Annotated in this window: 14 protein-coding genes and 1 pseudogene; 5 read left to right on the forward strand and 10 right to left on the reverse strand. The window is 48.6% G+C overall.

The annotated features are described in order from the left end of the window. Window positions 1–47 precede the first annotated feature (47 nt). Window positions 48–884 carry a sulfurtransferase gene (locus tag BLS14_RS19850; protein WP_090953561.1) on the forward strand — a complete coding sequence of 279 codons (837 nt, stop codon included), beginning with the start codon at window positions 48–50 and terminating at the stop codon, window positions 882–884. Window positions 885–940: 56 nt separating this feature from the next. Here the strand turns inward: BLS14_RS19850 and BLS14_RS19855 are convergent, their stop codons facing one another. The 3 genes from BLS14_RS19855 to BLS14_RS19865 form a co-directional block, all read right to left on the reverse strand. Beyond that, complete coding sequence (locus tag BLS14_RS19855; RefSeq protein WP_090953563.1) at window positions 941–1,528, reverse strand: imm11 family protein; 588 nt, start codon at window positions 1,526–1,528, stop codon at window positions 941–943. A 229-nt stretch (window positions 1,529–1,757) separates the two neighbouring features. Then, window positions 1,758–2,798, reverse strand: a complete 1,041-nt coding sequence (locus BLS14_RS19860) for an NAD(P)/FAD-dependent oxidoreductase (protein ID WP_090953565.1) — start codon at window positions 2,796–2,798, stop codon at window positions 1,758–1,760. 91 nt (window positions 2,799–2,889) lie between these two features. Beyond that, complete coding sequence (locus BLS14_RS19865; protein WP_256336601.1) at window positions 2,890–4,677, reverse strand: AraC family transcriptional regulator; 1,788 nt, start codon at window positions 4,675–4,677, stop codon at window positions 2,890–2,892. A 510-nt stretch (window positions 4,678–5,187) separates the two neighbouring features. Between BLS14_RS19865 and BLS14_RS19870 the strand changes: the two genes are divergently transcribed. Continuing rightward, a complete protein-coding gene (locus tag BLS14_RS19870) occupies window positions 5,188–5,865 on the forward strand; it encodes an ankyrin repeat domain-containing protein (protein WP_256336627.1) in 678 nt (225 codons plus the stop codon). A gap of 18 nt (window positions 5,866–5,883) precedes the next feature. On the opposite strand, the pseudogene BLS14_RS19875 reads toward BLS14_RS19870, so the two are convergent. Further along, window positions 5,884–6,420 (reverse strand): annotated as a pseudogene (locus BLS14_RS19875) (NAD(P)H-dependent oxidoreductase). Window positions 6,421–6,619: 199 nt separating this feature from the next. Here BLS14_RS19875 and BLS14_RS19880 point away from each other — a divergent pair. The 3 genes from BLS14_RS19880 to BLS14_RS19890 all read left to right on the forward strand — a co-directional run bounded on the left by BLS14_RS19880 (window position 6,620) and on the right by BLS14_RS19890 (window position 8,898). Beyond that, window positions 6,620–6,982, forward strand: coding sequence for a winged helix-turn-helix transcriptional regulator (locus BLS14_RS19880; RefSeq protein ID WP_063565429.1), 363 nt, complete (start codon window positions 6,620–6,622; stop codon window positions 6,980–6,982). A 44-nt stretch (window positions 6,983–7,026) separates the two neighbouring features. Next, the gene (locus BLS14_RS19885; RefSeq protein WP_063565428.1) at window positions 7,027–7,746 is read left to right on the forward strand and encodes an SDR family NAD(P)-dependent oxidoreductase; all 720 of its coding nucleotides are present in this window, start codon (window positions 7,027–7,029) and stop codon (window positions 7,744–7,746) included. A gap of 294 nt (window positions 7,747–8,040) precedes the next feature. Next, window positions 8,041–8,898, forward strand: coding sequence for a type II CAAX endopeptidase family protein (locus BLS14_RS19890; RefSeq protein ID WP_090953572.1), 858 nt, complete (start codon window positions 8,041–8,043; stop codon window positions 8,896–8,898). A 368-nt stretch (window positions 8,899–9,266) separates the two neighbouring features. Here BLS14_RS19890 and nagZ read toward each other — a convergent pair whose 3' ends face one another. Genes nagZ through BLS14_RS19920 form a run of 6 tightly spaced genes read right to left on the reverse strand, consistent with a single transcriptional unit; the run spans window position 9,267 to window position 19,506 of the window. After that, window positions 9,267–12,701, reverse strand: a complete 3,435-nt coding sequence (nagZ, locus tag BLS14_RS33230; protein WP_256336602.1) for a beta-N-acetylhexosaminidase — start codon at window positions 12,699–12,701, stop codon at window positions 9,267–9,269. Window positions 12,702–12,717: 16 nt separating this feature from the next. Continuing rightward, window positions 12,718–13,875: an N-acetylglucosamine-6-phosphate deacetylase gene (locus tag BLS14_RS19900; protein WP_256336603.1), complete on the reverse strand. Its 1,158-nt coding sequence runs from the start codon at window positions 13,873–13,875 to the stop codon at window positions 12,718–12,720. After that, window positions 13,872–14,654, reverse strand: a complete 783-nt coding sequence (locus tag BLS14_RS19905) for a glucosamine-6-phosphate deaminase (protein ID WP_090953573.1) — start codon at window positions 14,652–14,654, stop codon at window positions 13,872–13,874. Before BLS14_RS19905 ends, BLS14_RS19900 begins: the two co-directional genes overlap by 4 nt. Before the next feature lie 39 nt (window positions 14,655–14,693). Then, the gene (locus BLS14_RS19910) at window positions 14,694–16,970 is read right to left on the reverse strand and encodes an Ig-like domain-containing protein (RefSeq protein WP_090953575.1); all 2,277 of its coding nucleotides are present in this window, start codon (window positions 16,968–16,970) and stop codon (window positions 14,694–14,696) included. A gap of 59 nt (window positions 16,971–17,029) precedes the next feature. After that, complete coding sequence (locus BLS14_RS19915; protein ID WP_090953577.1) at window positions 17,030–18,589, reverse strand: extracellular solute-binding protein; 1,560 nt, start codon at window positions 18,587–18,589, stop codon at window positions 17,030–17,032. A 47-nt stretch (window positions 18,590–18,636) separates the two neighbouring features. Continuing rightward, window positions 18,637–19,506: a carbohydrate ABC transporter permease gene (locus tag BLS14_RS19920; RefSeq protein ID WP_072734581.1), complete on the reverse strand. Its 870-nt coding sequence runs from the start codon at window positions 19,504–19,506 to the stop codon at window positions 18,637–18,639. Window positions 19,507–19,513: the final 7 nt, after the last annotated feature.

Raw genomic sequence — 19,513 nt, forward strand, 5'->3', positions numbered from 1 at the left:
AGATTCCGGTTGAATCCATCCCACTACATATAAGGCGGTGTGTTTTCATGAAAAATATTGTATCCATGCGCTGGCTGCTCGCCAGAATGTATGAACCAGATGTCGTCATTGCTGATTGCCGATTCCTGCTCGGTCAACCGGATGCCGGAAGACAAGCTTACGAGGCTGGACATATTCCAGGTGCCGTTTATCTCGATTTGGAAAAGGATCTGTCCGCTCCTGTATCTACGCACGGAGGGCGTCACCCGCTTCCAGATCCGACTGAACTGGCAAGTCGTCTCTCCAAAGCTGGCATCGGCTCGAATGCACGCATTATTGCCTACGATGACCAAGGCGGCATGAACGCATCGCGGCTGTGGTGGTTACTTCGTTATCTGGGACATGAGCAGGTGTATATCATGGACGAAGGCTTCTCTGCCTGGCAGAATGCCAAGTTTCCAGTGACTACGGATGTGCCGGTTCAGATCCCGGCTTCGTTTAAGGTGAATGTGCAGCCAGGACTGTTGGCAAGTGTAGATGATGTACAACAAGCCTCTGCTGATGGCTCAGCTGTACTAATCGACTCCCGTGATGCTCGCCGCTATGCGGGTCTAGAGGAACCCATTGATGCCAAGGCCGGACATATTCCGGGTGCGGTGAATTATTTCTGGAAAGATGTGTTGGATTGGGATGGACGTTGGACAGATACTGGGGTGTTAGAGGAGCGTTTCAGCAAGCTGGACAAGGATGATGCAATTATCGTGTATTGCGGTTCCGGTGTCTCCGCATGCCCGAATGTGATTGCGCTCGAAGAAGCGGGATATTCGAATGTGAAGTTGTATTCCGGAAGCTGGAGCGACTGGATCAGTTATGAGGAGAATCGGGTAGCTACGGGGGAAAAATAAAGATTAAGAGCCCACGTCAAACGCGGGCTTCTTTGTGCTTTCATCCATGTAGAATTTTAGATGCTTACATTTCCGACTTCTGTAACGTTCAGATTCAGTTTATGTTTTCGGCATACCTCGTAAAAATCTTTTGAAATAATGGGTTTGAAGATATTTATATAATTCAGCATAAAAAATTCATGCTCGCCAATTCGCTCTTCATGAAGGCAGATTCGAGCTACAACTTTGACGATCTTACGTGGAGGCTGTTGTACAGATGCAGCAATGACCGTTTTGCGTCCATATTCCGAACGTTCATAATCGAAAACATCCAAACGCTCAAGCTGATGTGCAGTCCAATAGGTTTTTTCAACCGAACGACCGTCGTGGTAACACACCGTTGTCGGAATAAACTGTGTATTTGTTTTAGTTTCCTCCAACAGCGTTTTAAAACGATCTGATACGTGTCTCGTTCCTGTGATCGTCTCAAAATAATCTACATTCAGGTTGCGCACCGTAGACAGTAACTCAACATCTGCCGTTGTCCCCTCTGGCAGCGGATTCTCTATCGCCAAATAGTTCATATCTAATTCGGGAGTGAAGGTCGTTCCGCCACTAAAAAACCCTCGACGTGGATATTGAGATTCCAGAAAATAATAGTTCATAGAATGATATCTCCTTTCCGAATGAAGTGCTTTTCAATCAACTACAAAGAGGTTAAATGGCAGGGTTTACGAACATGGAGTTGTATTCCGAGAGCTGGAGCGAACGGATTAGTTATGAGGGGGATCCTGTGGCGACGGAGGAGGAATAGCAGAATTAAGCAAATATATAGTATGTAATATAGAGTACATCTGTCATGTGGCGATGTACTCTTTTATTTTTCGTATAGTCCTAAAATCGGGAGAGTCGACAAGGGTCTAATTCACTTCTTGATTCCCGATCGATGATTTCACTTGCAGCCAGACGTGCAATCAACGGTGCCAACGTAATTGCAGAATGCATCACGGTTAGATAAAGTCCCTTTACGTGATCCTGGAAACCCACAATCGGATAGCCGTCTTCAGGCATAGGTCTCAACCCGACCTTTATGCTTTCCAGTTCCAGTTGATTCCCATCTTTCAGACTACGACGCAACGTGTCGAACGCTCGCTTACCAACCGCCTCTGGTCCGTTTTCCTCCGACTCGTCGATATAATCTTCCGCAGCCAGCAGCGTATATTCTGTCAGTTGACGCGCTTCAAATTGAGCATTTGAGATTAATGTATGTATCAATTTATTCGTCGATTTCATCCGAATCAGAATGGAAGGCGACGACGTAACCGGCACAGGACAACCTAACGGGTTGCAAAGTTCGGGAACGCCTGCACCTGCGGCCAATACTACGACATCCGACTCCAGAAAACCGTTGGACGTATGCACGCCGACCAAGCGGGAACCTTCTTGCTGAAGCTGTGTAACGTTGGTATCGAACTGAACCTTTGCTCCGTACTCCCTCGCTTTGTTCAACAACAGCTCGGTTACCCCTATGGGGTCTACCGCACCTTCTTCGCTGACATACATCGCTTCGTCCGGATAGTCCAGCAGATTCGGCTCCAATGCCTCAAGCTGCTCCCGGTTTAATTTTTGAAAGTGGGGTTGCTCCCTTAGGGGTGGAGTGTCCCAAGTTAGCGCTCCATGCCAATGAATTTTCAGTTCGGGTAACTCTTGCTGAAGCGTATGATATTCTTCCAAAGATGCATCGTACAAATGCCAGTAATCGGGAGCCACCCTATGAGTAGTATGTATCCAGGCAAACGATTTTTCCGTGACTTCACGCGCCGCTGCAGGATGTTGTTCAATAACGGTTACATCTTGATTTCGTTTGGCCAGATGATAGGCCATGGATGCCCCGACAATCCCTGCGCCAATAATCACGATTTTTTGTTTATTCAATAATGACTCCTCCTTTTTCACCCTATTGTAACATAGGCGTTAATGAGTTCAGGCTCTATTCACCTTATCCAACAGAAAGATGATTCTCCAATTAATCCACGGTTTTAAGCAAGCTATCCACAATAAAGTCAAGCTGTTTGTCTAGCGAATATATATCATTGTAGAAAAATAAACCAAAGCTCATATCAATCAGACGTCCTTTTTTGACTGCTGGGAGGTTGTTCCAAATGGTATTGTTCGAAAGATCTATCATTCCTTCAAAGCTAGAACGGAATATATAATCACCTACATATTCATGTAATACTTCATAAGAGACGTCCTTGCTAGTCGCATCGTTCCTTGCGTTTTCAATTTCGCGTTGCAAAACTTCAGGTGCTTTCATCCCTAAATATTGATAAATAATCTGCGAACCCCGTCCATAACCCAAGCCTGTCATTACAGCCATAGAACCTTTGTTGCTTTCCATAATAGTCGCGGTTTTATCCAAAATACCTGCTTGTTTAAGTTTTTCCTTACTTTGCTCAACCTTTTTGCGAAAGTTATCCAGCATTTCCTGAGCTTGTCCCTCTTTACCTAGAATTTCACCAAGCAATTTCATACGTTCTTCTACTGGCAGATCATAAGGAATGTATACTGTAGGGGCAATTTTTTTGAGCCCCTCATATATTTCTTCATTGGTAACGATAATGAGATCGGGATTAAGCGCAGTTACTGCTTCCGGGTCTGGTTTGAATGCACCCAAGGAGGTAACACCATCCAGTTCGCTCGCAAAAGCTGCTCCTTCTTCTACAGAAGAGATCCCAACAGGATTTACACCTAATGCAAGTAAATCACCCATTAAATACAGGACAACTATTCGTTGTGGATTAATCGGCACTTCAATATCCCCTTTTATGGTGGTTACGGTCTTCGTTTGAGATGTTGTAGCTGTAGGATTGGAGCTGTTGGCCTCTACCTGGTTCGTTGACTTTCCGGTGCCTTCATTTGCTGAAGGACTCCCTGCCCCACCAGTTGAACACGCGCTGAGCAATAGGGTTAAACAAAGTAATAATGTGATAGCTAAGGGTGTCTTTCTACTTCTGTACATCAATAATTCCTCCTCAAACATATGATGATTATGATAATCATTATCAATATATAAGGAAGTCTCATCCTCTACAATACCTAATCGTGCCACTGTGGATGGTACATTAGGACTTGCATGCTGCTTTCGATAACGAATGGGTGCAATACCCATATATTTTTTGAACATTTTAGCTAGATAATATCCATCCGGATAACCAACAGCCTTGGCAATTTCTTGTAAAGTAGCATTTGTAGCAAGCAGCAGTTCCTTCGCTTTGTTCATACGGATTTGAATGACAAAATCAATTGGACTATGACCTGTCTGGCGTTTGAATAGTCTTGATAAATGTCTTGGACTGGTGTCCATGAGCTCTGCTAACAAGTCCATTGTAATGGGTTCAGCATAATGTTCCTGCATATAGTATTTCATTTGTGCAATCAGGTCTGGCTTTATTGTAGGTACGCGCCGATTGTGGATTTGCCATAGCAACTCGTATACAAATTGATAAAATAATGACTTCACATGGAACTGTTCCAATGGTCCTTGCTCTTCCCATGCTGTCATCATGTATTGTACTTTGTCGGACAAGGAAACAGGATGAGCTGGTGCAAAGCCATATTGAAGACGGAAGGGATTACGGTGTTCCATCATGTCCAGAATGTCTTGACGTTCAGGAAGTGGGATGCTGGCTTTGTAATAAATCATATAATAATCAAGGACTTCTTCAACAGGCAAAATATTCAGGCAACAGCCCTTTCCACCATGCAAAATATGGAATCGTGTGACTTGATGATCATTTCCATCCAACTGCATAACTGCATTGCCACGCACCGTGTATAAGAAGCAGCTAGCAGGGAACCGGTAGGCGTGAAGGTCCTCCTTCATTTGCATCGTGATATGGCGAATATCCATTATTTTAATAGATGCCTTGTTCCATAGTAAAAGATGTTTATTTAAATGTAAGATGGCTTTTCAGCTCCTCAAATGCAGTAAGTATATTATTATTATTATTATTATTATTATTATAACTATAACTCTCAACGATCGTAGTATGAGGTCGAAAAATAAACCTTGATGTAGTTGGGTAGGTACACCTCTCCCCAGGACATTATAATCATTCCACGAATATGTAAAGTACAGCGAAAATTTACAAATAGCTAAAATGAATCGTTTTGGTTTAATCTGAGTATTTATTTGGAAGGGGAGTTGAGTATGGAATTTATTTACGAAGATGAACGACTTGCAGTGAGCGTTGTCCAAGCGATTCACACTGGGGATATTCCATCGCTAAGGAGACTACTCGCAGAAAATTCAGGGTTGGCCATGACAAGAATTATTGAAAGAGATTCTAGCAACGAAGGTGAGAGTTCTAGCATATCTCGAACGCTGTTGCATGTGGTGACAGACTGGCCAGGTCACTTCCCACATGGATCGGATACCGTAAAGTTATTAGTTGAGTTCGGTGCAGAAGTGAACAGTCGCTTCATGGGTTCGAACAACGAGACACCACTTCATTGGGCTGCGAGCTCAGATGACATTAACGTGCTTGACGCGCTTCTTGATGTTGGCGCCGATATCGAAGCGTCCGGTGCAGTGATCGCCGGTGGCACGCCACTGGACGACGCAGTAGCATTCGCTCAGTGGCGTGCAGCACGTCGATTGGTTGAACGGAGAGCGATTATTGCACTTTGGCATGCGGCTGCGCTTGGACAGATCGACGCAATAAAGGCCCATTTTAAAGGGGACAAGCTTCCTGAGCGCTATCCTTGGGGAGCAAGCAGCTCTTTTCCTCCCGACAAGGTTACCATCGCCTTCTGGTGCGCTTGCCACGGAGGACAACGACAATCAGCACAATATCTCCTTGAACAAGGTGCCGAACTGAACTGGATATCCACCTGGGATGGGTTAACACCACTGGACACAGCAAAACGTAGTTTTTCTCATGAACTAATTCAGTGGCTTGACCGTCAAGGCGCTAAATCTGCAAGCGAACTGGATTGATATTTGGGGTTACAGCAGTTAAGGTCTACCTTGCTCATAGACATATCGTATATAATCTTGTGCACTTTGGTTAATTTCTTCATCGGTTGCTTGGAATGAGGCACCGAAGACTGCAAAATACGGTAAAGCTACGGCGCCAACATGATTTATGCTGGCTTTGAAAGGCGTAACCACCTCATCTACGGTAAAGGATACAGAACCATCCCTCGTGTAACTTTCCTTCTTGTCGCCAATGGATATGGCCAAGCCCATCTTTTTCCCATGCAGTTTGTTACCTGTTGATCCATACGCCCATCCATAAGTAAAAACATCATCTAGCCACTTTTTTAGCAAAGGCGGATAGCTGTACCAATATAACGGAAACTGCAAAATAATATGATCATATGCTTCGAGTAACTTCTGTTCTCTGGACACATCGATGTTCCAATCAGGATATGCTTTATAAATCTAATGGATTGTAATCTCGCTCGAGTGTTGCAGCAGCTCCTCTTTCCAGCGTTGATTTACTCTTGAAACCTCTATATTGGGATGCGCCAGAATGACGAGTGTTCTCATATTTACATTCCTTTCTCGGTTCAGTTTCAGACTTCTTTTTCGAATATGACCATTATCATATAAGCCTGAAAAAAAGAAAATACACACCCGAAAGTAAGTTGGTTACTTCAAAGTGTGTATGGACTTCATCAGCCATATTGTGAGAAAATAATTAGTTATAGCACATCAACAAGATGTAACATGAACGAGGTGATATGTCATGAAGCAATATAACCTGGGAATCGAAGCGACACTCGAAATTATTGGCGGCAAATGGAAAGCGCTAATCATATGTTTATTAATGTCTGGCGTGAAAAGGACAGGCGAATTACAGCGCAGTATAGACGGTATCTCGCAAAAGGTCCTGATCCAGCAATTACGTGAGCTTGAGAAGGACGGCCTTGTCAGAAGACATGTTTACCAACAGATGCCGCCCAAAGTCGAATACAGCCTTACAGAGTATGGAGTTACCGCCAACAAGATTGTGGATGTGATGTGCACATGGGGGCGGGAAAATATAGCATTAAGGCAACAACAAGGAGAAGAAATTATACTATTGGAAAATAAAGAGCCTGCTCTTTGAACTGGTACCCATAGAACGACACTTTGAAAAGAAGGAGACTAGAATTGAAAAACTATCTTGTATTTGGTGCTAGCAAAGGATTAGGAGATGCATTTGTCAGGGGTGTGCCCGAGCAAGGCGATAAAGTCTGGGTCGTGTCTCGCACGAAACCTGACAACTTGAAGCTGGACGATGGCGTAGAACGCATATGGATACAGGCAGATCTGTCTGATCTCCATGCATCCAAACAGATCTGCGATGCGCTTCAGAACGAGACTTTGGATGTTCTCATTTACAATGTGGGCATTTGGGAAAAAGAGGGGTTCGAGGACCACTATACGTTCGATAAGGACACCCCCGCCGACATCAGTAATCTGATTCATGTGAATGTAACATCCACTATTGTGTGCATTCAGGCCTTATTACCCCACCTCAGGAAATCAACAGCAGGCAAAATCATTCTTATTGGCTCGACTGCGGGTCTGAGCAATGCGAACAGTACTCAGGTATCTTTTGTGGCCTCCAAATTTGCCATTCGTGGGGTTACAGAAGCCTTGAGAGAACATACAAGAAAAGACCGAATCGCGGTTACGTGTATCAACCCGGGGGAACTCGCAGCCGAAGTTCCATATAAAGATGGCATTGACCGCGCTCTTTCCGAATATAATGGTACACGCATCCCTCTTCAGGATATGGTTTCTATCGTAAAATGCATCGTCAGCCTGTCCAATGCAGCCTGTGTAAAAGAAATTAACATTCCGGCAATTACGGATTTGAACGCTTAATTAAAATTTCAACGGGATTAAAAAGAATTTCCATGACAACCAGAGAAGAATAAACATAAAGAGCGCGTTGGAAACGTGCTCTTTGTGCTGCCGCAAAGGAAGCTAACATTTTATTAAATGGACTAACAGATGGCTTAAATCATTTCAATTTTAAAAAACCTCACTATACTTTAGTCCTGCCCTTACTGGGCTAGGGTCTTGGACAAAGACTGGGCTTGAGTTTGTTCTGATTAGGATATATCCACTGCTATACTGCAAAGCGATATACATATTTTGATAAAAGGAGCTATCACAATGAGAACAGATTTTAGCACCATGCCCAGCACGAGTTCAGAAGAGGAAAAGGTCCAAAAAGCCAGGCGAGGACTGCTCGTTTTCTTTGCCATGCTCATTCCTCTCTCCATCCTTAGTTATGTACTGATCATGAAAGCACCGATTTTCGGTCTGCTCCTCATGTGGACACCCGGCTTATCCTCCATCTTCGCCCGTATAGTCCTGCATGAAGGCATCTCGGATATTTCCCTGCGGATCGGCGGGAAGCAGACACTGAAATCGTTGCCTTTCATCTTGCTGTTTCCAGTTGTTATTGGTTTATTTGCTTATGTAATCGCATGGATTACGGGGCTGGTTCAGTATGTTACACCGGACTCATTCATTGAAGGCCCATCTGGTGTTATCCTTGCAGGAACGATACTCTTTCAAATGTTTGCGGGTACAGCAATCGGTATAATCAGCAGTTCAGGAGAGGAGCTCGGCTGGAGGGGCTATATGCTCACTCGACTTATTAACGCCCGTGTACCTAGACCCGTGCTGACGAGCGGAATTATTTGGGGGGTATGGCACCTTCCCGTAATGCTTTTTGCAAATTATTATTCCGGTCCATATCCTGCCTTATCGGTTATCCTGTTTATGATTTCAGTGACCTCTTTCAGTTATCTAATCAGCCGCTTGCGCTTAACAACGGGCAGCATATGGCCTGCGATTCTCCTCCATGCATGTTGGAATGCCGTGATTCAGGATGCCTTTGATATATCTTCCAGTGGCAAGAACGTTCTGCTATGGACTGGAGAATCCGGAATATTAGTGGCTCTCGCCTTGCTGATTGCAGCATGGTTGATGTCGAGAAAGCCTCTTGTCATAAGGCAGCTATAAACTATTGCTATAGGTGAGGATATATAAAACTTTTTGAGAAGACGACGTTGTTGTAGTCTAGTTAGCCAACGGGTTATGGCCCATTATCCTAATAACGTCTTTGCACAAGAAGCGAGTTACGGAATTCGAAGCTAAGTGAACGTGTTGTCTAGGGAAGAACATCAAAGTCTTAAAATTGACAAAAGCCCGCAAAGTAGCGGGCTTTTCGATTTTCCGTCATTGGATCCTGGCTTTCAGACTAGGTCGCTTGTAAGAATAAAGGCTGGCAAATACATGCAAGCTTTTGTGCTTTTGTGCTTTTAACAGTTTGAGTTTTTGTGCTTTTGGATATGTTTCATTACCCTATTGAACAGCTCATCATTGAAAAGTCACTTTGATGCTGTCATGCACTCCACCAGTGCCCGCAGGGAGTAATCGGAGGTGGAACACAGCAGAATGCATGCGGCTGTCTGTGGCAGTGCGGTGTCATCATAGGGATTGCGCAGCACCAGATTTAGCAGTGGCTTAACCGCAGCCAAAGCCTCAGCCAGATCCAGCTGGCCTGTGAATAGATGGGCATTAAGGGTGCCCTGGATAACGACATCCGCATTAGAAGCTTGCAGTACCAGGGACTTTATCTGCTCGGCATCCGGCTTCATTGCGCAGTAGCGCGTTTGCACAGCCAAGCCTTCATCCCTCAATAGGGAGGCTAACCTGATCTCCGCAGAACCACTATTATCGGCCTGGGTAAGCTGCTCCTGCAGCGGCAATATAAGCAAATATTTCAGCGAATCCTTTAGTGGCACCAGGCCCTGTGGGTCCCGGCTAACTTTCACGGTCATACGAGCCAGCTTCAGTGCCGCCTCTTCCCACTGCTCTCTAGGAATCGGCTGTGCAGCCGCCTGGTACTGCCGGAATTGGTCATACAGCTGCCGAATACGAAGAACCGACTCGTCGATTTGCTCCTCATTGATTCTCCCATCCCGTACAGCTGACAGAATACCCGCGATGACCTGGCTCTGAAACTCCGGCGTATGGCACATCAGAATCATATCGTTCCCCGCCTGAACGGCCAGAACCCCTACCTCTTCCGGGCTGAATTTTTTGCGAATTGCCCCCATTTCTATATCATCCGTGCAGATCACCCCCGTAAAGCCCAACTGCTTCCGCAGCAGTTCCGTGGCAAAAAAAGGACTGAGTGAGGCCGGAAGTTCGCCCGATTCCGGAATGTTAGGAAACACCAGATGACCCATCATGATTGAATCCACACCGGCTTGAATTGCTTCAACAAAGGGAAGCAACGGACCCTCCATCAACTGTTCAATCGTCAGCTCACACTCGGGCAGGACAATATGCGAGTCTCCGCTCACTTGCCCGTGGCCGGGAAAATGCTTTGCCGTCACGGCTACACCTGCTTCATGCATCCCCTGAATATAGGCGCGGCCGAATTGGGCCACCAGCTGCGGGTCCTCTCCGAAGGAGCGAACACCCACAACCGGATTATCTATATTCGTGTTCACATCTAGCACTGGTGCCCAGTTCATGGGAATACCAAGGGAGTGCAGCTCACTGCCGATGATTTTACCGAGCAAACGGGCGGCTTCCGGATCTTCACTTAACCCGGCTGCCCTGTTGCCAGGGACGTAGGGAAAAAAGGACTTAAACTTGGATAGGGTTCCACCCTCTTCATCTACTGAAACGTAATAAGGCAGAGGACTACCACTCTCTCTAGCTATGTTCTTTACTTCTGCAAGTAGCGCATGAGTCTGCTGCTCGCTCTCAATATTATGGGGAAAGATGCCGATTCCCCCGAATCGGTGCTGTGCCATTCTGCCGCGAAACTCCGGCTCGGCCCCAGTCGATGGTGTGCCTACTACGCACATCAGGGCTATTTTGTCTTCCAGACTCATTGTCGTCAGATCAGTTTGTGGATGGATTGCGTTCAGACCCAGTTCTTGATAGAGCGTGCGCTCCAGATAATCATGCAGATAGAACCTTGATTTCACAAAGTGCTCCGCCATATCATAAGGCTGGTAACGCTCCAGCGCAGCCTTCATCCGAGGGACGACCCCCTCACGTCCACGGCGGTTTCTCGTATAATTGTTATGGAGTGAGCGCCACTCCGCATCGTCTCCGGGATACAGCTCCCAGCGGTAAGCATACTTATGGATTGCCCGTGAACGATCTGTCGCCACCTCAAAATCATGCATGATCGCAATCAGTTCCGCTTCTTCCTTGTGCTCGCGCACTTCGTCCATCAGCTTCCAGATCACATCATAATAATCCTCCACCCTGTAATTGCCGAGAAGGTTGTGTCCGGTAACAGGATCAATGCCATGAAACTGTTCCAGAAACCGGTCGATGTAGGTGGCGGTATTCGCTTTGCGGTTCCAGGCCAAATCCGCGTGCAGTAGCATGGGATACCAGGTAGTTTCAAAAATACCATATGGAACACCGAGGCTGAAAGGCCCCGTCCAGTTGGTAGCAACTACACAGTCAAGATTCAGTTTGTCGGCCGTCTCTGCCCACTGAAGCAAGTTATCTGTCCGGTTCAGCAGTACCGGATAATTCTGATGTTCAGCCCAATCAAAGCTGCGGACTGCTGGCGCTCCCATAACTTCAATGCCGAGCGCCCTGAATTTATTGGCATGCGAAGTAACTTCCGCTTCGATATTGCGCCCGTTGTAGATCCAGATCATGGCGACACTTCGCTGATCCAGCTTAGACAGTTCCTCTGGCGGGCATTTATCCAGCATGTCATGCCAGAAAATCGGCTGTTTTCCCCGTTCTGCCGTAAATGCAATCAGACGGTTCAAAAAGGCGATAAAAGCTCGTTCCCGCACGCCTCCAAACTCGGTTTTGCAGCGTTCGCACTCGCATAGGCTGTAGACCTCGTCACACCCGAGGTGAATATAACGCGAATCCGGGTGGGCGTCGATCATCTCTTCGAGTAGAGTGGTTATCAACCCAAAGGTTTCCGGATGCGATGGGCAGATCTCCCCGGTGGACTGCTCTGTCTCGCGAAGATGCCGCCAACCTTCGTGGCGTAATACATATTCCAGATGTCCAAAGCTCTGCTGGAGCGGAATAATCTCTATAAAGTGATCGTGGGCGCTCCGCTTCAATTCTTCCAGCTGTGAACGACTTAACGCATGTTTTGGATGTGCGAACTCGGGATGCGACTGAAATGGGAACTTATCCTCATATTCAATCAAAATCGCGTTCGTCTTATAACGGGCGAATTCAGCCAAATACTTCGTCAACAGTTCCGGCTTGGAGAACGTCTGACGCAGGTCAAAGTTCATTGCCCGCATAGGTGTATCCGGCCAGTCGGTTATGGACACCGCCGGGATAACCCCATCGGGTCCATTCAGTTGTACCAATGTCTGCAATCCATAAAATAGACCCGCCGCATCCAGTGCGTAGACTTCAGCCCTTCCGGCCGACACCTCCAGCTTATACCCTTGTGGACGTCCGTCCAACCCAGTCAGATCCGTTCTGTCTTGTTGAGTAAACGAACTGAAACTAGGGATGGTCGGGCTCTTCTGTTGTGTTCCCAGGACTTCATGAATGGCAGGGGCTCCATGTTCCTCATCAACTACCTGCTGCGTTTCCTGCCCTGAGAGACTTTCGATTATTAACAAATAACCCTTTTCTATTCTGGAGCATGTATATTCCATCCCCGGAAATGCCCGGCGACAATGAATTTCCAATCTGGGATCATCCTGTTCCATGAAAAGACTCCATCTTTCCTCGCCATTCAGCCGCGAGGCTTCTCCTTCGCTCGCTGCAATCTGCTTCGGTTGTGGTATCAAGCTCTGCATCGCTCTCCTCCTATTCTCAGCTCTGTGGACTGATCCGGCCATTCTTCCAGCACTGCAAGATACTTAACTTTCCACCATCCATGTTGAAGCTAACGATATCGGCGGGTCCTCCAACCTCAAGGCCAGCAGCCTGTTCAAGCCCAAGCAGCCGGGCCGGATGCACCGATGCACAGTCCCAGGCATCGGGAAGCCCGGACAACCCCGCTTCCACAAGATACCCCACCTGATCCGGAAGCATCATCGCCGAGCCAGCCAACAGCTCCGGCTGGCCGGCGAGGTGCAGCCGACCTTCCGCCGTCAATACCACATCACCACCAATATGCAGGTGGTAGGAACCTGGTGGCATACCGCTCAGCGAGACGGCATCACTGACCAGTATGGCGCGGTTCCGTTTCATCCGGAGAATTACTGCTAGCACGGACAGCGGAAGATGATGACCATCCGCTATCATGCACCCATACAGCTCATCGGCCGCCAGCTGTTCCCACAGGTAATTCGGATGACGCGGAAGCATCAGGTGTGCACCATTACCAAGATGTGTAGACATCACCGCTCCTGCGGAGACCGCTTCCCTGATCTGCTCTGGCGTTGCTGCCGTATGTCCAATCGAGACAAGAATGCCGGATTCGCAGCACCGGGCAATAAATGAAGCTGAACCAGGCCACTCGGGTGAAAGGGTAATAATGCGAATTAATCCATCGGCGGCATCCTGCCAACGGCTGAGCGCCTCCCAATCAGGGGGAACAATATGCTGCTTTGGGTGGGCGCCGCGTGGGCCATCCTCCGGCGAGAGGAATGGACCTTCCAGATGAATGCCCACAATTCCCTCGGCCGCATCCCGGTTCAGCCGAACGGCTTTTGCAATGATGGAAGCCGCCTCAGCCAACCTTACGGAACTGTTCGTAATCAACGTCGGGCAAAAGCTTGTAACACCTTGACTTTTCAGCTTCCGGGTCAGCTGCACTACCGTATCTGGACATAGCGGGGCTGTGTTCAGATCCAGCCCCCATCCGCCGTTCACCTGTAAATCCACCAGTCCAGGCGCAAGCCAGGGCAGGCAATCTCCGGGAGGCGACATTTCAAGTTCAGTAACAGCAGTGATACGTCCCTCTCTGATCCCGACCTCAATGGGCAACCCTGTTCTGTAGTGCTTCCCGATCATTGACACGCTCACAGGCCGTAGGCTTCCCGGTCTGTGAACATCGTGATTCCGGGATGGGTACGCAGGATGGTGGCAGGACACGCCGTGCTGATCGGATCATGTAAAGCTGCCGCAAGTGCACGCCGTTTGGATCCCCCAGGCACAATTGCGAACAGATCCCTTCCAGCCATCAACGTTGGCACAGTCAGGGTCAACGCCTCCGCAGGCACATCATCCAGATGGGCAAAGCAGCCATCGTTCACCTGCTGACGGCGACAAGCTTCGTCCAGTTTTACCGCTTTGACGATCCTCGAGTCTTTAAAATCGGCAACAGGCGGATCATTGAAGGCGATATGCCCATTTTCTCCGATCCCGAGGCAGACGATATCAATAGGAGCTGCACGCAGCAGTTCCCCATATCTCTGACACTCCTGCTCCACATCGTGTAGCCCATCCAACAGCTCCACCCGCCCAGGCTGCACCCGATTGAACAGCCGATCCGTTAAATATTGGCCAAACCGCTGGGAAGCCGTATCCGCCAGCCCCATATATTCATCCATATGAAAGGCACAGACCCTTGACCAATCAATACCTTGCTCCCGTACCAGACCTTCATACAATTCGTTTTGCGAAGGAGCAGCAGCGAACACCATGCGTACCTGACGCTCCGAATCCTGAAGCAGCTGTCTTAATCTGGCCCCAACCGCAGCTGCAGCCGCTGCCCCCATCTGATTCCGATCAGCATAAACCTGCACAGACATATGCTCAACGATATGAGTCTTGAGCGGTTCCACCAAGTCATTCACATTCATGTGCTTCCTCCTCCTTCAAGCCATTTCTCGTCTACTTGTTCAATTGATGGCATTCAACATCAGCAGCGTTGTATGCGGCGAATCATGACCTACTGCGTAGTAATAGCCGTTGTAACGGATTCTGCGAGGTTCAAAACCAACCTGTCTGCCCGGTCCCACCGCTTCCGAGATAAGCGTCACGCTCCCATCCACTCCGGTTGTCCCGCTGGTGTAACGCCCCGCCGAATAAGTAAATCTCCCCTCGACTTTCGCCCCCGCAAGTACCGCGCCTGTATCATAATCTCTGACCTTCAGAGTGACAGATACCCCTGATCCGCCATAAACCAGATTCATGTCCGTTACAATCAGTGGCTTCAATGGGGTGCTACCAGTGGTCGCCGACACTTCATCGGTGAGAGGCCCGATATTACCACGCAAATCACGCGCCGCAATACGATAGTAGTATGTCGTATCCGGCAGCAGTCCCTTGTCCTGGTAATTCAGGGCGCGGGCGAGTCCAACGATATCCGCAGCGACAGGCGTGAACCCCTGCACGGTACTTCGGTATATCACATAGCGTTCCACTTCCATGTTATCCGAAGCCATTCCATAATTCAGATGTACAGTCTGATAATCAGTCGCCTTAATGGAAGGAACCCCTGAAAGGGCGGAAGGAGCTTCCTGATCATCCGGCGCTGTCCAAACTACACCGCCCGGCCCCCAATAAGAAGGAAGTGCCCGGTAGGAATCATAGTGATGGACGGCAATACCGCCAAAGGCGCTGCTCTGCCCGTAAGCTGCATATACCTTATCTAGCTCGGCTTCCATGTGGATACGCCCCTCCTCCCAGAAGGTAATGGTCTCCGGGTCTCCGCTATTGGCGATATCCAGCGTTTCAACACCAATCACCACGGAATTCGGCTTGCCGATCTGATCCGCGTAAGCCAGCTCTCCAGCAGCCCCGGCAATAATGCCAGCGGAGCCATCCGCCGTATCCCGGTAATCCATAATGGAGATATAGTCGGAGATATCTTGAACATGCTCAGACAGCCATTTGCTGGATCCATTCCATGAAATATTCACTGCTTGATCCGATGTGTCATACCACTTGGGCACAGCAGGGCCGAACGGAAGCCGAATACCTGCGGTATCCCGGCGATCAATCATCTTTTGCAGGCCATCCAGGTATTCCTTCTGCAGGAAATGACTTGGGTCTTTAAAGTCGGGAGAGATATAAGGCTCAATATCCACATTGATGCCGTCAAACTTCTCCGTATCCCCCGCTGCAAGGTTGTAATTGATCACCTGCTCCATTTCCTGCACAACATGATGGTGATATTTCTCGTAAGCGCCCATATAGGCCGGTGTAGTGCCGCCTGCAATTAACGCATGCACCTGCAAATTTTTGCTGTGCGCCCAACTCACGAAAGAGCGCAACTCCACTTCCTGGGCTTCCAGTGCATCGTATCCGACATAACCGCCTACTGCAAGATAAAGCGTCTGGACCGGTGTTTGGCCAAATGTCTGCGTATCGGTGATGAATGACTCCAGCACTTGGCGCGATCCAGGGTTCAGCAGCAGCTTATAACTCTCCGGTTCCCAGATCCACATGGCCCGCTCCTGTACAGGAAGAAGAACGGCAGACTCATGCGTCCCGGTTCCAACCTGAGCATACACCGTCGGGCTATAACCATAACGCTCCGGTGCGCTGGCCGCTCTGGCCTCCAGACTGACCGTACGATCGCCAAGACCCGCCGTGTCCCAGGTGTATACATATGCAGGGCCTTGCTGAACAGCTTCCTCCCATGGCCCGCGGTTCACCCGAACCTCTACCAGCATGATCGGAAGTGGAGAGCTGGTCTCGACAGAGATCTCCACCTGGCCGCTAAGAGAAACGCCCTCAGATGGTCCCGTGATGGTTACTACAGGAACAGCACCTGCCGGGTTATTAACGGTAAGGATGGCAGGCGCTCCCCATACCCCGTAACGGGTGGACGTATCCAGTCCACGAACCACCAGTTCCACAGTCCCGTTATAGGCTGAGGTATCCAGCATATAAGACCATGTGCCGCTGTCATCCCCATCCGGATCATTTAATACCACTTCGAATTGAGCCGTTCCGTCCACAAACAGTCGAATGTCATACAGGTCGGTATAACTGCCCCCAATTTCCACCAGCCCTCCATCCGATACATATCCGCCCGCAGGCGCGTCCAGTGAAATTGAACCCGCCGCTTCTGCCTTGCCAGGGACAGCTATTCCAATCGTCACCATACAGATCAACAGAAACAATCCCAGTTTGAATCCGGAGTACACACGCAGATGCTGCTTTTTCATAAGCGAAGCCTCCTTTTGCCATTCTGTAATGGTCTAGGATTCCTGTGCCGTACATTCGCTCATTTCGCGCTCAGCTGAACATTCTGAACACGGTCATACGCTTCCTTATAGGTGTTCAGCAGCTTATCTACCCCAAGATTGTTGATTTCCTCTACATACTTCTCCCAATCCGCCAGACTCCGGGAACCCGTAACAAATTTGGCAAAACTCTCGTCACGGTGCTTCTTGATCGCTTGACCGGTAATGGATATGACCTCATTTTCCACTTCTGTAAAAGCAGGTCTTGGCTGCATTGCGGGAGGATCATATTTGACCGCTTCTTCATAGGCATGCTTCAGATCGTCCGAGAACAGCGACAAGTGCGCGTTGAAATCAATCCAGGTATAGGTCCCGCTGGTCTGAAGCCCTGTCTGCTTGCGCATTTCAATGACATCGTTATACTCCGGCTTGAACTTGATCGTATCGCCTTCCTTTATAAAGGTCTCTCCCTCTACACCCCAGCTGCTCAGCGTACGTCCTTCCTCAGAATAGAAAAAGTCCATGTACTTCATCACATCATCAATGTTCTTGGAGGTCGAGGCCACCGTCAATCCGCCTTCCATATAATGAAAATATGGATTCAGCTGTGTGCCCCCTGAAATGCCTGCTGGAGGGGCCAGAAACTGCATGTTGAACTCCGGATTCTCCTGCTGCATGGCATTGTTAAAGAAATCAATCCGGCTGATATAATCAATGGTCACAAATGATTTTCCAGTCGAGACCATATCCTGCCACTGTTTGGTTTGCAATGATAAGAAATCGGGCGGGACCAACCCTTCATCATAAAAGCTTTTCCACATCCCTACCATAGCCTTGTAGTTGTCTTCAGTCGGTCCATAACGCCATTGCTTCTGGTCAAAATCATAATAAGCACCCTCACCCGTTCCGTAGTTCACCGTCATATTGGCATTCATCTCATCCGGGATCTGACCGTAGCGGATCGAGAGCGGATAACTGTCCGGGTATTTCTCCTTCAACGTCTTCAGCGCTGCATGCAACTCTTCATAAGTTGTTGGAGCCTGAATGCCTTCCTTGTCAAAAACATCCTTGCGGTACATCCAGATCATACGATTCGTCTCGCCGAAACCCTGATTGGGGAACATATACATTTTACCGTCGGCGGACAGGGCAGCCTTCGCTTCCTCGGGATATTGCTTCATCCATGCCTTCAGATTCGGCATACTGTCCATATACTGCATCAGATCCACTAGTGCGCCCTGTTGACCAAACTTATTCGAATCCTTGCGATTGGGCATATACATCAGATCAGGCAGCGTTTTGGAGGCAATCGCCAGGTTCAGGCTCTCATCCAGCTTGCCGGAAGGTGTCTGCACTTCCAGCGTGACGCCCGTCTTTTCCTTCAACCAGCTCCAAATGGGCCAGCTCTTGGAATAAGGAAAAGTGGCATTGTTGTCCAGCAGGGCCGTGAAGGTCTTTCCCGCCCCGGTGGAGTTATCGGTTATTCCGGTACCGTTTCCTTTGGTATCTGTTTGCGGGTCGGCACCCTTGCCGCCACTGCACCCTGCCACCATCGTTACTGCAATCAGCAGGGGAAGTATTACCGATTTCCATTTACCCATAAGCTTCTCTCCCTTAATCTGAATTCGCGGTGCACTTCTTGCCTCACTTAACCTTTAACAGCACCAACCATGGCTCCTTTGACGAAATACTTCTGTACAAACGGATAGATGACCAGAATCGGCAGGGTTGAGACCATAATGGTCGCATACTTGAGCGATTCCTCCACCACCAGATTATCTCCCCCAATGGATGTTACGTCGCCTGAGCTTGCGCTGCCGGCCAGTACGAGATTACGCAGCAGCACTTGGAGCGGAAACAAATCGGGAGACCGTAGGTAGAGCAGCGGAAAGATAAAGTTGTTCCACATACCCACGGCATAGAACAGGGCAATCGTGGCAAAGGATGCCTTGGACAACGGTACAATAATACGTATGAAGATTCCAATATCGTTTAGGCCATCCATTCGACCCGATTCCTCCAGCTCTTTGGGGATGCCTGAGAAGAACGTGCGCATCAGAATGAGGTTCCAGGTGCTGACTGCCCCCGGGAGAACCATGCCCCATACGGTGTCCACCAGATTCAGGGAACGGACCACCAGAAAGGTCGGAATCATCCCGCCGCTGAAGAACATCGTAATGACAATCAAGACCGTGAAGCTATTACGCAGTGCCATGTCTTTTCTGGACAAAGCGTAGGCTCCGGTGGAGGTGACCACCAGTGAGATCAGTGTGCCAAGCACGGTGTAAATGATCGTATTTCGGTAAGCCGTCCAGATTTGCGGATCGCCCAGCACCAATTTGTACATGCTCAGATTAAAGCCCTTGGGCCAGAAGGAAATATTGTTTTGGATGACGTTTACGTTGCTGCTGAGGGAAACCGCCAGCATATGAAGGAACGGATAGAGTGTAACCACCACAACGAACAGCAGGATCAGCGATGCCACAACGTTAAACCAGGAAAATCGGAGTGAGTTCACGCCACAC

The sequence above is a fragment of the Paenibacillus sp. OK060 genome (genome assembly GCF_900101205.1).
Classification (GTDB): Bacteria; Bacillota; Bacilli; order Paenibacillales; family Paenibacillaceae; genus Paenibacillus; species Paenibacillus marchantiae.